The organism is Streptomyces sp. NBC_00654 (assembly GCF_026341775.1).
Classification (GTDB): Bacteria; Actinomycetota; Actinomycetes; order Streptomycetales; family Streptomycetaceae; genus Streptomyces.
Genome location: NZ_JAPEOB010000003.1, coordinates 490,129 through 503,431, shown reverse-complemented (window position 1 = coordinate 503,431; position 13,303 = coordinate 490,129). Strand labels below are relative to the sequence as shown.

The 13,303-nt window shown below is 70.9% G+C and carries 12 protein-coding genes; 10 read left to right on the top strand and 2 right to left on the bottom strand.

Annotation, left to right across the window (positions count from 1 at the left end):
- The first annotated feature begins 71 nt into the window (after positions 1–71).
- The 5 genes from OHA98_RS34525 (at position 72) to OHA98_RS34505 (ending at position 5,370) form a co-directional block, all read left to right on the top strand.
- Positions 72–563 carry an ATP-binding protein gene (locus tag OHA98_RS34525; protein WP_266931649.1) on the top strand — a complete coding sequence of 164 codons (492 nt, stop codon included), beginning with the start codon at positions 72–74 and terminating at the stop codon, positions 561–563.
- 320 nt (positions 564–883) lie between these two features.
- Positions 884–1,597, top strand: a complete 714-nt coding sequence (locus tag OHA98_RS34520; protein ID WP_266931648.1) for a peptidase — start codon at positions 884–886, stop codon at positions 1,595–1,597.
- 136 nt (positions 1,598–1,733) lie between these two features.
- Positions 1,734–2,801, top strand: a complete 1,068-nt coding sequence (locus OHA98_RS34515) for a hypothetical protein (RefSeq protein ID WP_266931647.1) — start codon at positions 1,734–1,736, stop codon at positions 2,799–2,801.
- A 59-nt stretch (positions 2,802–2,860) separates the two neighbouring features.
- Positions 2,861–4,000, top strand: coding sequence for a hypothetical protein (locus tag OHA98_RS34510; RefSeq protein WP_266931646.1), 1,140 nt, complete (start codon positions 2,861–2,863; stop codon positions 3,998–4,000).
- 14 nt (positions 4,001–4,014) lie between these two features.
- Entirely contained in the window at positions 4,015–5,370 is a 1,356-nt protein-coding gene (locus OHA98_RS34505; protein ID WP_266931644.1) for a hypothetical protein, read from the top strand.
- Between the two features lie 119 nt (positions 5,371–5,489).
- Here OHA98_RS34505 and OHA98_RS34500 read toward each other — a convergent pair whose 3' ends face one another.
- A complete protein-coding gene (locus tag OHA98_RS34500) occupies positions 5,490–6,977 on the bottom strand; it encodes a peptide MFS transporter (protein WP_266931642.1) in 1,488 nt (495 codons plus the stop codon).
- A gap of 496 nt (positions 6,978–7,473) precedes the next feature.
- On the opposite strand from OHA98_RS34500, the gene OHA98_RS34495 reads away from it, so the two are divergent.
- Both OHA98_RS34495 and OHA98_RS34490 read left to right on the top strand, forming a co-directional pair.
- Positions 7,474–8,151, top strand: coding sequence for a response regulator transcription factor (locus OHA98_RS34495; RefSeq protein ID WP_266931640.1), 678 nt, complete (start codon positions 7,474–7,476; stop codon positions 8,149–8,151).
- 74 nt (positions 8,152–8,225) lie between these two features.
- Positions 8,226–9,491 (top strand): ATP-binding protein, encoded by a 1,266-nt coding sequence (locus tag OHA98_RS34490; protein WP_266931639.1) that lies wholly within the window; start codon positions 8,226–8,228, stop codon positions 9,489–9,491.
- A gap of 76 nt (positions 9,492–9,567) precedes the next feature.
- Here the strand turns inward: OHA98_RS34490 and OHA98_RS34485 are convergent, their stop codons facing one another.
- Entirely contained in the window at positions 9,568–10,101 is a 534-nt protein-coding gene (locus OHA98_RS34485) for a GtrA family protein (protein ID WP_266931638.1), read from the bottom strand.
- Positions 10,102–10,275: 174 nt separating this feature from the next.
- Here OHA98_RS34485 and OHA98_RS34480 point away from each other — a divergent pair, with 174 nt between their 5' ends.
- The 3 genes from OHA98_RS34480 to OHA98_RS34470 are packed head-to-tail and all read left to right on the top strand — an operon-like array spanning position 10,276 to position 13,197.
- Positions 10,276–11,427, top strand: coding sequence for a 5-(carboxyamino)imidazole ribonucleotide synthase (locus tag OHA98_RS34480; protein ID WP_323179693.1), 1,152 nt, complete (start codon positions 10,276–10,278; stop codon positions 11,425–11,427).
- Entirely contained in the window at positions 11,424–11,996 is a 573-nt protein-coding gene (gene purE / locus OHA98_RS34475; RefSeq protein WP_266931637.1) for a 5-(carboxyamino)imidazole ribonucleotide mutase, read from the top strand. The genes OHA98_RS34480 and purE overlap by 4 nt, the downstream gene beginning before the upstream one ends.
- Before the next feature lie 7 nt (positions 11,997–12,003).
- Positions 12,004–13,197 (top strand): dipeptidase, encoded by a 1,194-nt coding sequence (locus OHA98_RS34470; RefSeq protein WP_266931635.1) that lies wholly within the window; start codon positions 12,004–12,006, stop codon positions 13,195–13,197.
- The last annotated feature ends 106 nt before the right edge of the window (positions 13,198–13,303 follow it).

Below are 13,303 nucleotides of genomic sequence, written 5' to 3'. Positions count from 1 at the left end.
CACTCAGTATCTGATCAGTTTCTGTTCGATGGCGACATGGCGACATGGTGAATCGGTGAGGTGAAGCGCTGATGAGCACCACCCGGCAGCATCCGCCGGGCGACCTCGGCCGCGAGCCGGACGACGAGGGCGCTGCCTCGTCCGTCCCGGCGGAGCGGCAGTGGCGCACGCTCGCACTGGGGCAGGCCAGCGGCATCGTGCCGATGGCCCGCGACTTCGCCCGGCAGGCGCTCCATGACTGGGGCTGGCTCCCGGCGGCCGGTGCCGACCGGCGTGCCGCCGCCGAGGATGTCCTGCTGGTCGTCTCCGAACTGGTCACCAACGCCTGCCTGCACGCGGAGGGCCCCGAGGAGCTCCGTATCGGCCGCATGGCCAAGGTGCTGCGGGTGGAGGTCGTCGACCGCGGCGCCGGACAGCCCGCGCCGCGCACCCCGCACCGGGCGGGCCGGCCCGGCGGACACGGCATGTTCATCGTGCAGCGGCTCTGCCTGGACTGGGGCGTGCAGCGTACGCCCGACGAACCGGGCAAGATCGTCTGGGCGGAGCTGGCCGCCCCCGGGTAGCCGTACCGCGGCGGCCGCGGATGACCGGCCGCACCGGATCGGACGTGCCGGACGCGCCGGGTCGGACGCAGGACCCGCCGGGTCGGACGCGCCGGGGTGAATGCCCGGCGTCGCCGCACCCCCTCCCGCCCCGTACCCGTACACCCGTCCCACCCGTCCATATCCATGGGCACCCAGGAGCGCGCCGGATCGGCGCGCTCTTTGTCTTCCCTCCACAAGGCCCCGGGCGTACCTTGAGCGCCCAATCTGATGTGTCGTCAGTAACGTGCGCCGGTACGGACCGTGGCGCGTGGCGACGTCCGGCATGAGGGGAACACGAGGTGTCGAACCAGAAGCGGACAGCTCTCGCGCTGGCGTCTGCGCTGGCGGGCTCGGTGGTGCTGATGGCCGCCCCCGCCGCGCACGCCGAGGTCGTGGACGTCAACTACCAGTGCCAGACGCCCATCGGGCCCAAAGGGGCGGTGTCGCCCATCGACATCAAGGGCGTCAAGAGCGGCGGCGGATACCAGCTCACCATGTCCTTCCAGAAGGGGGTGTCCTCCAGCCCGGTCGAACTCGGCAAGGGCGCCATGAAGCCGAGTGCGGTCATCGGGCTCGGTGGCGCCGAGAAGGGGCAGGTCCAGGTCACGGGTCCGGCGAACGCGGAGGCGATCCCGGCCAACACCCCGATCAGGATCAGTGACTTGTCGGGTACGTACACACCGAAGAAGAGCGGCAAGGTCACCTTCACCGCCGGGGTGCTCACCATCAAGGCACTCGGTACGACCACCACCTGTACGCCCAAGAACAGTCCCGGACCGTCGCTGGAACTCGATGTCCAGGGCTCGGGCGGGTCGGGCGGTTCAGGGAATACGGGCGGTTCGGGGGACTCGGGCGGGAACGCGTCGACGTCCCCGACGGGCGGCGGTGAGCTGCCCAAGACCGGTCCGCTCGACTCGGCCGCCGCGCTCGGCACGCTCGGCGGCACCGTGCTGCTGACCGGAGCGGCCGGGGTGCTGTGGCTGACCCGGAGGGGCGGGCGCGCCGCGGGCTGAGCGAGCGGTACGCGTTCAGCCGAGCGGTACGGGCGGAAGCCGGAGCGCACGCGTGAAGCCGGAGCGCACGGGTGGAGTCAGGGAGCACGCACGGAGTCAGGGAGCACCACAAGCGCCAAGGGAGCGGGAGTCGTCCATGCCGTCGTTGACCTCGTACGCCGCCCGAGCGGCGCTCACCGTACTGCTGTGCGCCCTCCCTGTGGCCCGGGCGACGGCGGCCGACGGCGCTCCGCGCTCCTCCGCGCCGTCCGGATGGGAGGCGCGGCCGGCGTCCGGAGTCACCCGTACGGGCGACAGCGGGCGGCCCTACTTCTATCTGGAGGGCGCACCCGGAACGGTCCTCCAGGACCGGCTCACGGTGACCAATCCCGGCCGGACCCCGCTGACCGTACGACTGCGGGGAGCCGACGCGGACCGGGGGCGGGCCGGGGAGCCTGCCGCACGGGAAGCGGCGAAGGGCGCCGGGGCCTGGCTGCGTTTCGCCTCGCGGAAGGTGACCGTGCCCGCCCGGACCCGCGCCGACGTGCCGTTCGCCGTGACCGTGCCGCCGGACACGGTGCCCGGCGACCATCCCGGGGCGATCCTGGCGGAGAGCGGGGGCCGTGCGATGGACGTCAGGGTCCATCTGCGGGTCAGCGGGCCGACGCTGGCGGCCCTCAGCGTGGAGGACGTCGCGGTGTCCGGGCGGACCATCCACTACACGCTGGTCAACCGTGGCAACGCGGCCCTGACGCCTCGTCTGTCGGTGAGCGCCGACGGAGTGTTCGGCGCACTGCTGCGTCGTGAGGCCCGCACGCTGCCGAGGGAGCTGCTGCCCGGACAGCGGATGAGGCTCACCGAGCCCTGGCGGGACGCCCCCGCCCTCGACTCCGTCACCGTCCGGCTGCGGGCGACGGCCGCGGGCGGCGCACACGGTGAGGCGTCGGCCTCCGCTACGTATCTTTCCCCGGCCCCTCTGGCGGGCGGCGCGCTGCTGGTCCTCGCCGTCCTCGCCGCGGGCGCGTACCGGCACCGGCGCCGACCCGGGCGCAGGCTCCGGCTTCGTCTCCGGCCCGGACGCGGGCGGACCGGTCCCTCGTCGGGCGGCGGCATGGGCGACAGGACGGGCGGCGGCACGGGCGGCGGCACGGGCGACGGGACGGCCCTCCGGCATGAACAGGACTCCGACGACAGGCACGTGGCGAAGGCGGGAGCGGAGACGTGAGGGATGTGACGGACATGCGGTGTGCGGGAGGTGCGGGAGGCGCGGGAGGTGCGAGGGGCATGAGGGAACCGGCCGGGCCGTCCCGCCCGGCACGGAACGGCCCTCGCGGAGGCTTCGCACCGCTGCCCGCGCTGCTCGCCACGCTGCTCCTTGTGCCCCTGCTCCCCGTGCTGCTGCTCCTGGGATCCTCCGGTGCCCGCGCGGCGGATGGCGAACCGAAGATCACCCTTTCCAAGAGTGAGGCGGGCAAGGGCGGTGAGATCACCGTCAAGGGCAGTGGCTGGCGCGCCGACACGCTGCTGATGCTCCTGATCTGTGGGCAGTCCACACCGGACAAGGGGGTGATCGGCGGCACCAACTCCTGCGCCAACGCCGAGGGCCGGGCCGTCACCACCGGCAAGTCGGGTGCTTTCAGCAAGAAGATGCCGGTTTCCGAGCCGCCGAAACCCTGCCCGTGCGTGGTGCATGTCGCCACGGTCACCGGGGAACAGGCCTCGGCCGAGGCGGTGTTCACGGTCGCCGGGCACCCGACGGCACCGTTGCCGCAGCCGGACGGCGGGAAGCTCGCGGTGCTGGCCACGACCCGCCTGGAAGGGGACAGCTCGCTCCTCACCTGGTTCGGCGCCCCGGCCTCCCGGCGGCTGGTGCTCACCGTCGGCAACCTCGGCTCCGCGCCGGTCGAGGACCCCGTGTTCCAGGTCGGCGCCTCCCACGGTGTGTACGCCCCGAGGTGGGAGGAACACCAGTGGCGCGGCACCGTCGCGCCCGGCCGCAAGGCGCGGATCGAGCTCCCGGTCGAACTGGCCGCCGGAGCCCACGGCGACTACCGGATCTCCCTGAAGTACGGCACGAAGGTGCTGGCCGAGCAGCCATGGGGAGTGGGCCGCCCCTGGGGCGTCACGCTCTTCTGGATCCTGCTCTGTGTCGTCGTGCCGGCCGCCGTCTTCCGTATCGGCATGGCGATCGTGGACAAGGTACGGCCGCGCCCGGACAGGGCGGGTCCCCGGACGGGACGCCACCGCCATCCGCAGCTGTCCGAGGTGACCGCGAGACTGCCCGGCCTGCGCCGCGGGGACGGCGCCGCGCCCGCGCGGCCCTCCGCCGCGGACCCGGCAGCCACGACCACGGCCGCGCTGCCGTGGTTCACCCCGGATTCCGCACCGTCAGACAACAGACCCACGACGAAGGGACATTCGTGAGTACGCAACGGAGGATGAGCGCGGCCGGAGTCGCGCTGATGCTCGGCGGCGCGGGCATACTGCTGGCCGCGAGCCCGGTCCAGGCCGCTGACGTCTCGTACGCGACGGAGTGCATTCCGCCGCCCATTTCGGGACTGCCCGCCGTGCAGGGCACCACCGAGGTGAAGCTGACCGCGCCCGCCGAAGCCAAGGTGGGCGACGAGATCGAGGTCGTCTGGAAGACGGTGGCGGCCGCTTCCAAGAACCCCGACATACTCGACCTGGACGAGAACACGGTGAAGCCGACCGGCACCGTCAAGGTGGGCGGCGCGGCGAGCGGTGAGCTGACGATGGAAGGGCCGCGGCAGAACCCGCCGATCCCGAAGAACAGCGCCATGCTGCTGCCGGACATGAAGGGCACGCTGAAGCTGGAGAAGGCCGGCGAGATCACGCTGACCCCGGACGCGTACAGCATCAACGTGTCCAAGCCGATCTCCACGGACACCAAGTGCGCTCCGAAGGAGGCCGTCCGGCCCGGAGCCACGATCAAGGTGACGGAGGGCGGCGGCACATCCACCGGCGGCACGTCCGACGGCGGGACCACGGACGGCGGGACCACGGACGGTGGCACCACGGACGGCGGTACGAACGCCGGAGGGACGACCTCCGGCGGTACGGCGGCCGGCGGTACGGACTCCGGGGGCTCCGCCGCGTCCGGCGGTTCCAGCGGGGGCGGCGGTGGTGAGACGGACTTCCCCGGCAAGGAGGTGTCCGTCGCGTACGCCTGCAAGACGCCCATCGGCGACAAGAACGCGACCTCCCCGGTGAAGATCAGCGCCAAGAAGAGCGGCGGCGGTTACGCCCTCACCGTGAAGTTCAGCAAGTCGGTGATGGACAGCCCCATCGACATCCCGGCGAACCAGGTGAAGCCCTCGATGGAGGTCAAACTCGGCGGCGCGGACAAGGGGACCGTCCATGTCGAGGGCCCCCTGAACAAGGAGGTCATCAAGACCGGCGCACCGATCGACATCCCCGATCTCACCGGTACGTACAAGCCGGGCGCGAGCGGCAAGTCCACGCTCAGCCCCGGCGTCCTGACCGTGATGGCCGCCGGTACGAAGACGACCTGCACCCCGCCCTCCGGGGTCGCGGTCTCGCTGGAACTGGACACCTCCGCCCAGCCGGGCGGCGCGTCCGGCGGTGACACGGCGGGCTCCGGCGGCGCCGGGGCATCCGGTGGCGGGACGGACTCCGGCGGCGGTCTGGCCGACACCGGGGCAGAGGGCGACGGCGCCCTGCGGGCACTCGGCCTGGTCGCCGGTACGGCGATCCTGCTGGGCGGCGCGGTGTTCACGTTCACCCCGTGGCGCAGGCTCCGCGGGACCCGCTGAGGCAGCACACGACGAAGGGCCGCCGCGCCGGTCTCCCGGTGCGGCGGCCCTTCCCCGTACGGCTTCACGGATCAGTACGCATCAGACGCATCAGACGCATCTGTACGGGTCGGTACGCGTCAGCGCACATCGCCCATGAGCGCGGTGACCTTCTTGCGGTACATCCAGATCGCGAACCCGGCCAGGATCGCGAGCGCCGCTTCCAGCCCCACCATCCCGGTCCTGTTCAGATCCACCCCGGCCAGCGAGAGCAGGCTGGTGGTGCAGTCGCCCGCGGTGACGGCCAGGAACCAGACACCCATCATCTGGCTGCCGTACTTCGCCGGAGCCATCTTCGTGGTGACCGAGAGGCCGACCGGGGAGAGGCACAGCTCACCGACGGTCTGGAGGAAGTAGATCGAGACCAGCCACATCGGGCTGACCTTGTCGCCGTCCGAGGTCAGCGTCAGCGGCATCATGAAGACGAGGAACGACACACCGACCAGGAACAGGCCCGAGCCGAACTTGACGACCGTGCTCGGCTCCTTGCCGCGCCGGTTGAGCGCCAGCCAGATCCAGGCCACGACCGGAGCCAGCGCCATGATGAAGACCGGGTTGACCGACTGGTACCAGGAGGTCGGGAAGTCCAGGCCGAACAGGCTGTTCTTGGTCGAGGACTCGCCGAACAGCGACAGCGTCGAGCCGCCCTGGTCGTAGATCATCCAGAAGACGGCCGCCGCCACGAAGAACCAGATGTATCCGGACATCTTCGACTGCTCGGTGGCGGAGAGGTCCTTGTCCCGCTTGATCCGCACCAGCACGGCGACCGGAATGACCAGACCGGCGATGGTGATCGGGACGAGCGCCCAGTTCAGCGTGTAGACATCCGTGGCCACCAGGACGCCGTAGAAGACGGCGGCGGCGATCAGCCACAGCAGACCCTTGCGCAGGGTGGAGCGGCGCTCCTGGTCCGACAGCGGCTTCGGGACGACGCTGGAACGTGCGTCCAGGTGCCGCGTACCGATGAGGAACTGGGCCAGGCCCAGCGCCATGCCGAGCGCGGCGATGGCGAAACCGAGGTGCCAGTTCACCTGCTCGCCGATCGTGCCGATGATCAGCGGGGCGGCGAAGGCACCGAGGTTGATGCCCATGTAGAAGACGGTGAAGCCGCCGTCGCGGCGCGGGTCGTCCGGGCCGGAGTAGAGGTGGCCGACCATCGTCGAGATGTTGGCCTTCAGCAGCCCGGAACCGAGCGCGACCAGTCCCAGACCGGCGAAGAAGGTCCCGGTGCCGGGCAGGGCCAGCGTCAGATGGCCGAGCATGATGACCGAGGCCGAGATGGTGACCGTCTTGCGCGGCCCCCAGACACGGTCGCCGAACCAGCCGCCGGGCATGGCGAGCAGATAGACCATCGCCATGTAGATGGAGTAGATCGCGGTGGCCGTGGCCGCGTTCATGTCCAGCCCGGAGCTGGAGACGAGGTAGAGCGGGAGCAGGGCCCGCATGCCGTAGAAGCTGAAGCGCTCCCACATCTCGGTCATGAAGAGAGTGGCCAGGCCGCGGGGGTGGCCGAAGAAGGTCTTTCCGCCGGCAGTGCTGGCCGAATCCTTCGTCAGGCTGGACGCCATGGTCGATCCTTGCTGGTCGGGACGCGTCGCCTGGTGAGCGTTACGCGCCCGGTGGGGGGTGGCCGGCACCGACACGGTGAGCCCCGTCCCCTGCGCCTGGAAGGGGATTCGCCCCGTGTGCCGGACTCCGTTGGGGAGAGTCCGGCGCCGTGGGCGGGGGAAGAACCGCATCGGGATCCACGCCCGGCGCGCGTCCTCGCGCTCCGGGCCCGGCCCACAGGTCATTCACTCACGTCAGGACTGGCTCTCGGCCAGCCCGCATACAAAAAAGACCTTTGGCGCTTAAAGCTGCCCAAAGGTCTTTGAGTAGTGCAACAGGCGTCGGGACACCATACGACACGCCACGCCCCGATATGAAAGGACATGAGATGTGGATCACAGGTATTAGTGGAATCGCAGTCGCACATTCGAAGGTTACGGAGCGCCCTACGGGTCTGACCCGCAGGCCTTGGCGAGCGCCTCACTCCCGGCGGCCCGTGCGGTCTACCATCACCACATGACCCGTGTACTGCTCGCCGAGGACGACGCATCCATCTCGGAGCCACTGGCCCGCGCACTGCGTCGGGAGGGTTATGAGGTCGAGGTCCGTCAGGACGGTCCGACCGCGCTCGACGCCGGACTCCAGGGCGGTGTCGACCTGGTCGTCCTCGACCTGGGCCTGCCCGGGATGGACGGCCTCGAAGTCGCCCGCAGGCTCCGTGCCGACGGTCACACCGTGCCGATCCTGGTGCTGACCGCCCGCGCCGACGAGGTCGACACGGTGGTCGGCCTGGACGCCGGGGCCGACGACTACGTCACCAAGCCGTTCCGCCTCGCCGAGCTCCTGGCCCGGGTCCGCGCCCTGCTGCGCCGCGGCGCCACCGAGCCCGTCCCGCAGCCCGCCACCCACGGGGTCAGGATCGACGTCGAGTCCCACCGGGCCTGGATGGGCGAGGAGGAGCTCCAGCTCACCGCGAAGGAGTTCGACCTGCTGCGGGTCCTGGTCCGGGACGCCGGCCGGGTCGTCACCCGCGACCAGCTGATGCGCGAGGTCTGGGACACCACATGGTGGTCCTCCACCAAGACGCTCGACATGCACATCTCCTGGCTCCGCAAGAAGCTCGGGGACGACGCGGCCAACCCGCGCTACATCGCGACCGTCCGCGGCGTCGGCTTCCGGTTCGAGAAGAGCTGATCCGGGAAGAGCCGGTCCGGGAAGCCAGGGATCCGAGAGCCGTTCCGAGAAAGAGCTGACGAGGCGAAGCCCCCATGCGCCGTCGACTGATCAATTCCACGCTCGCCGTGGTGCTCGTCGTGATCGCCGTCTTCGGCGTCTCCCTGGTCATCGTGGAGACCCGCACCATCAGCGCGGGCGCCCAGGAGAGTGTGGACACCGAGGCACTGCGGCTGATCAGCGTCGTCGAGAGCCGGCTGCTGGGCGAGGAGCGGATCAACCCCCGGGTGCTGGCCGAGCAGGTCGACTCCAGCCGCTACGCGCTGGTCGAGATCCCCGGCCGCGACCCCATCGAGGTCGGGGAGCGCCCCAGCGGGAGCGTCATCCGCAGCTCGGAGACGGGCGAGCAGGGCGAGAAGGTCACCGTCGAGGAGTCCCGCTCGGCCGTCACCCGTGAGGTCGGCCGGACCCTGCTGATCATCGGCGCGGTGGCGCTGCTCGCGATCGTCTCCGCGGTGCTCCTCGCCGTACGCCAGGCCAACAGGCTGGCCTCGCCCCTCACCGACCTCGCCGAGACCGCCGAACGCCTCGGCTCGGGCGACCCGCGCCCCCGCCACAAGCGCTACGGGGTGCCGGAGCTGGACCGGGTCGCCGATGTGCTGGACTCCTCGGCCGAGCGGATCGCCCGGATGCTGACGGCCGAGCGGCGGCTCGCCGCCGACGCCTCGCACCAGCTGCGCACCCCTCTCACCGCGCTCTCCATGAGGATCGAGGAGATCTCCGTCACCGACGACCCGGACACGGTGAAGGAGGAGGCGAACATCGCCCTCACCCAGGTCGAGCGGCTCACCGACGTGGTGGAGCGGCTGCTGACCAACTCCCGGGACCCGCGTACGGGCTCCGCCGTCGTCTTCGATCTGGACGAGGTCGTCAAGCAGCAGATCGAGGAGTGGCGCCCGGCCTACCGCAGCGCGGGCCGTGCCATCGTCTGCTCGGGCAAGCACGGGATGCGGGCCGTCGGCACCCCCGGCGCGGTCGCCCAGGTCCTGGCGGCGCTGATCGAGAACTCCCTGATGCACGGTGGCGGCACCGTCGCCCTGCGGACCCGGGTCACCGGCAACCAGGCGGTCATCGAGGTGACGGACGAGGGCCCCGGCGTCCCCGCCGACCTCGGGGCACGGATCTTCGAGCGCACCATCAGCGGCCGCAACTCCACGGGGATCGGCCTGGCCGTCGCCAGGGATCTCGCGGAGGCGGACGGCGGGCGGCTCGAACTGCTCCAGCAGCAGCCGGCGGTCTTCGCGCTCTTCCTCAGCCGGGTCGCGCTGAATCGCAAGGACCCGGACCGCCCGGTCCGCTGAACGGCCACACCCGGTCCGCTGAACGGCCGCACCCGGTCCGCCGGAAGCCCGGGCCCGGCGTCAGTGGCGTACGGCGTCAGCGGCGTACGGTGCCCGGTGCGGCGGTGCCCGGGGTCATCGGGTCGGACGGTCCTCGCTGTTCCAGAAACTTCTCCGCGCTGAGCACGGCCTCCTTGGCGGGCAGCGCCTTGAACACCCAGGTGCGGTAGGACCAGAAGCGGAACAGCGTGGCGATCCCGATGCCGAGGATCTTGAAGACGTTGCTCTGGACCGGGCTGTTCCAGCCGAAGCCGTACGTCGCCACGTACAGCACACCGGTCTCGATCACCGCGCCCACCGCGCTGAACAGCAGGAACAGCATCAGTTCGCGGGTCCGGCCGGTCTTGTCGCGGTCCCGGTAGGTCCAGTGGCGGAAGCCCACGTAGTTGAAGAGGATGGCGATGCAGGTCGCCATCAGACCTGCCCGCACCACCGGAATGTCCGTGGTGCGCCAGATCAGGTTGGAGACGGCGATATTGACCACGAGGCCGAACGCGCCGACCGCGCCGAACTTGGCGACCTCCCGGGCCAGCAGATCAAGCCGGGTCCGCAGTGCGCCCCGTTCGCTCATGGTGATCGCTCAGCCCCGTCCGTAGGTTTCGTCAACTCGGTCATGCTATCCAGCCCTCCCGTGTGATGCCTGTGTGATGCCTGTGAGCGGCGAAGATGCCTGTGTGATGCGGGTGATCGGGGGACGATCCGGACAGCGGCGGGGGAGTACCGGCACGGCGGATACCCTGGGAGCGTGACGTTCCCGGTAGTCGGCATGGTCGGCGGCGGTCAGCTCGCCCGTATGACCCACGAGGCGGGCATCCCCCTCGGCCTGAAATTCAAGCTCCTCAGTGACACTCCCCAGGACTCGGCCGCCCAGGTGGTGAACGAAGTCGTCATCGGCGACTATCGCGACCTGGACACGCTGCGTGCCTTCGCACAGGGCTGTGACGTGATCACCTTCGATCACGAACACGTCCCGACCGAGCATCTGCGTGCCCTGGAGGCGGACGGCATCCCCGTGCGCCCCGGCCCCGAGGCTCTGGTGCACGCCCAGGACAAGGGGGTGATGCGCGCCAAGCTCATGGAGATCGGTGTGCCCTGCCCCCGCCACCGCATCGTGAGCGACCCGGCCGACGCCGCGGCGTTCGCCGAGGAGGTCGGGGGTTTCCCCGTCGTCCTCAAGACCGTGCGCGGCGGCTACGACGGCAAGGGCGTGTGGGTGGTCCGCTCCGAGGCGGACGCCGCTGACCCGTTCCGGGCCGGTGTCCCGGTCCTGGCGGAGGAGAAGGTCGACTTCGTACGGGAGCTGGCGGCCAACATCGTCCGCTCTCCGCACGGCCAGGCCGTCGCCTACCCGGTCGTCGAGTCGATCCAGACCGACGGTGTCTGTGACACGGTCATCGCCCCGGCACCCGGGCTCGACGAGAAGCTGGCCGGAGAGGCCCAGCAGCTCGCGCTGCGCATCGCGGCCGAGCTCGGCGTCGTCGGCCACCTCGCGGTGGAGCTGTTCGAGACCCGGGGACCCGACGGGAAGCCCGGCATCCTGGTCAACGAACTGGCGATGCGCCCGCACAACTCCGGGCACTGGACCCAGGACGGCGCGACCACCTCGCAGTTCGCCAACCATGTGCGGGCCGTCCTGGACCTGCCGCTGGGCGACCCGCGCCCGCGCGCCCCCTGGACGGTCATGTGCAACGTCCTGGGCGGCGACTACCCGGACATGTACCAGGCGTATCTGCACTGCATGGCCCGCGACCCGCAGCTCAAGATCCACATGTACGGCAAGGACGTGAAGCCCGGCCGCAAGGTCGGACATGTCAACACCTACGGCGACGATCTGGCGGACGTGCGGGAGCGCGCCCGGCACGCGGCCGACTACCTGCGAGGAACGATCACCGAATGACTTCCCCCGGCACCGCCACCGGCACCCCCGCGGGCACCGCACCCGCCACCGGCCCCGTCATCGGCATCGTCATGGGCTCGGACTCGGACTGGCCCGTGATGGAAGCGGCCGCGAAGGCGCTCGACGAGTTCGAGATCCCGTACGAGGTCGACGTCGTCTCCGCGCACCGCATGCCGCGCGAGATGATCGCGTACGGCGAGCGGGCGGCCGGCCGCGGGCTGAAAGCGATCATCGCGGGCGCGGGTGGCGCGGCCCACCTGCCCGGCATGCTGGCCTCCGTCACCCCGCTGCCCGTCATCGGTGTCCCGGTCCCGCTGAAGTACCTGGACGGCATGGACAGCCTGCTCTCCATCGTGCAGATGCCCGCCGGGATTCCCGTCGCCACCGTCTCGGTCGGCGGAGCGCGCAACGCGGGCCTGCTCGCCGCGCGCATCCTCGCCGCCCATGACGACGAGCTCCGGACCCGGATGGAGGACTTCCTCCAGGAGCTCAACGACCAGGCGACCGAGAAGGGCAGAAGACTGCGGTCCAAGGTGGAGGGTTCCGATTCCTTCGGCTTCGGAAAGTAGGCGCCCGGTGGACCACCTGGACCGGGCCCGGGAGCTCCTCGCCGCCCACCCCGTCGTCGACGGCCACAACGACCTGCCGTGGGCGCTGCGCGAACAGGTCGGCTACGACCTCGACGCACGCGACATCGCCACCGACCAGACCGGCCTCCTGCACACCGACATCCCCCGGCTGCGGGCCGGCGGCGTCGGCGCGCAGTTCTGGTCGGTCTACGTGCGCACGGACATGCGCGGCGACGAAGCCGTCAGCGCCACCCTCGAACAGATCGACGTGGTCGCCGAACTGCTGGCCCGCCACCCCCAGCATCTGCGGCGCGCGCTGAGCGCCGACGACATGGAGCGCGCCCGCGCCGAGGGCCGGATCGCCTCCCTGATGGGTGCCGAGGGCGGCCACTCCATCAACAACTCGCTGGGCACCCTGCGCGGGCTGTACCGGCTCGGCGTCCGCTACATGACGCTGACCCACAACGACAACGTCGACTGGGCGGACTCGGCGACCGACTCCCCGCGCCTCGGCGGCCTCTCGAAGTTCGGCCGCGAGGTCGTACGGGAGATGAACCGCATCGGCATGCTGGTCGACCTCTCCCATGTCGCGGCCACCACGATGCGGGACGCGCTCGCCACCAGCACCGCGCCGGTGATCTTCTCGCACTCCTCCGCCCGGTCGGTCTGCGACCACCCGCGCAACATCCCGGACGACGTGCTGGGCGCGCTGCGGGCCAACGGCGGTGTCGCCATGGCGACGTTCGTCCCGAAGTTCGTGCTGCCCGCGGCCGGTGCCTGGACGCTGGCCGCCGACCGGAACATGCGTGAGCACGGTCTGCACCACTTGGACACCACCCCCCAGGCCATGCGTGTCCACGAGGACTTCGAGGCGGCCTACCCCCGCCCGGTGGCCACCGTGGCGACCATCGCCGACCACCTCGACCACATGCGCGCGGTCGCCGGTATCGACCACATCGGCATCGGCGGCGACTACGACGGCACGGCGTTCCTCCCGCGGGGTCTGGAGGATGTCTCCGGCTACCCGCGCCTGATCGCCGAACTCCTTGCCCGTGGCTGGTCGGAGACCGACCTGGCCAAGCTGACCTGGCGGAACGCCGTACGGGTGCTGCGGGACGCGGAAGCCGTCGCCCGGGACATCCGGACCCGGCGCGGCCCGTCGCACGCCACGATCGACGTGCTGGACGGTCCGGTCGCCTGACCCGTTGTCGCGGGGGCCGGGTCCATGCCGGACCCGGCCCCCGCACACGTACGACGGCCGAGTCGGCCGAACGCGCCGAGCCGGTCGAACGCGCCGAGCCGGCCGA

Coding starts and splice junctions, on each gene's coding strand:
- OHA98_RS34500 (WP_266931642.1), bottom strand. CDS start 6,977: ATGGCGTCCAGCCTGACGAAGGATTCGGCCAGCACTGCCGGCGGAAAG.
- OHA98_RS34490 (WP_266931639.1), top strand. CDS start 8,226: ATGCGCCGTCGACTGATCAATTCCACGCTCGCCGTGGTGCTCGTCGTG.
- OHA98_RS34505 (WP_266931644.1), top strand. CDS start 4,015: ATGAGCGCGGCCGGAGTCGCGCTGATGCTCGGCGGCGCGGGCATACTG.
- purE (WP_266931637.1), top strand. CDS start 11,424: ATGACTTCCCCCGGCACCGCCACCGGCACCCCCGCGGGCACCGCACCC.
- OHA98_RS34525 (WP_266931649.1), top strand. CDS start 72: ATGAGCACCACCCGGCAGCATCCGCCGGGCGACCTCGGCCGCGAGCCG.
- OHA98_RS34510 (WP_266931646.1), top strand. CDS start 2,861: ATGAGGGAACCGGCCGGGCCGTCCCGCCCGGCACGGAACGGCCCTCGC.
- OHA98_RS34485 (WP_266931638.1), bottom strand. CDS start 10,101: ATGAGCGAACGGGGCGCACTGCGGACCCGGCTTGATCTGCTGGCCCGG.
- OHA98_RS34495 (WP_266931640.1), top strand. CDS start 7,474: ATGACCCGTGTACTGCTCGCCGAGGACGACGCATCCATCTCGGAGCCA.
- OHA98_RS34515 (WP_266931647.1), top strand. CDS start 1,734: ATGCCGTCGTTGACCTCGTACGCCGCCCGAGCGGCGCTCACCGTACTG.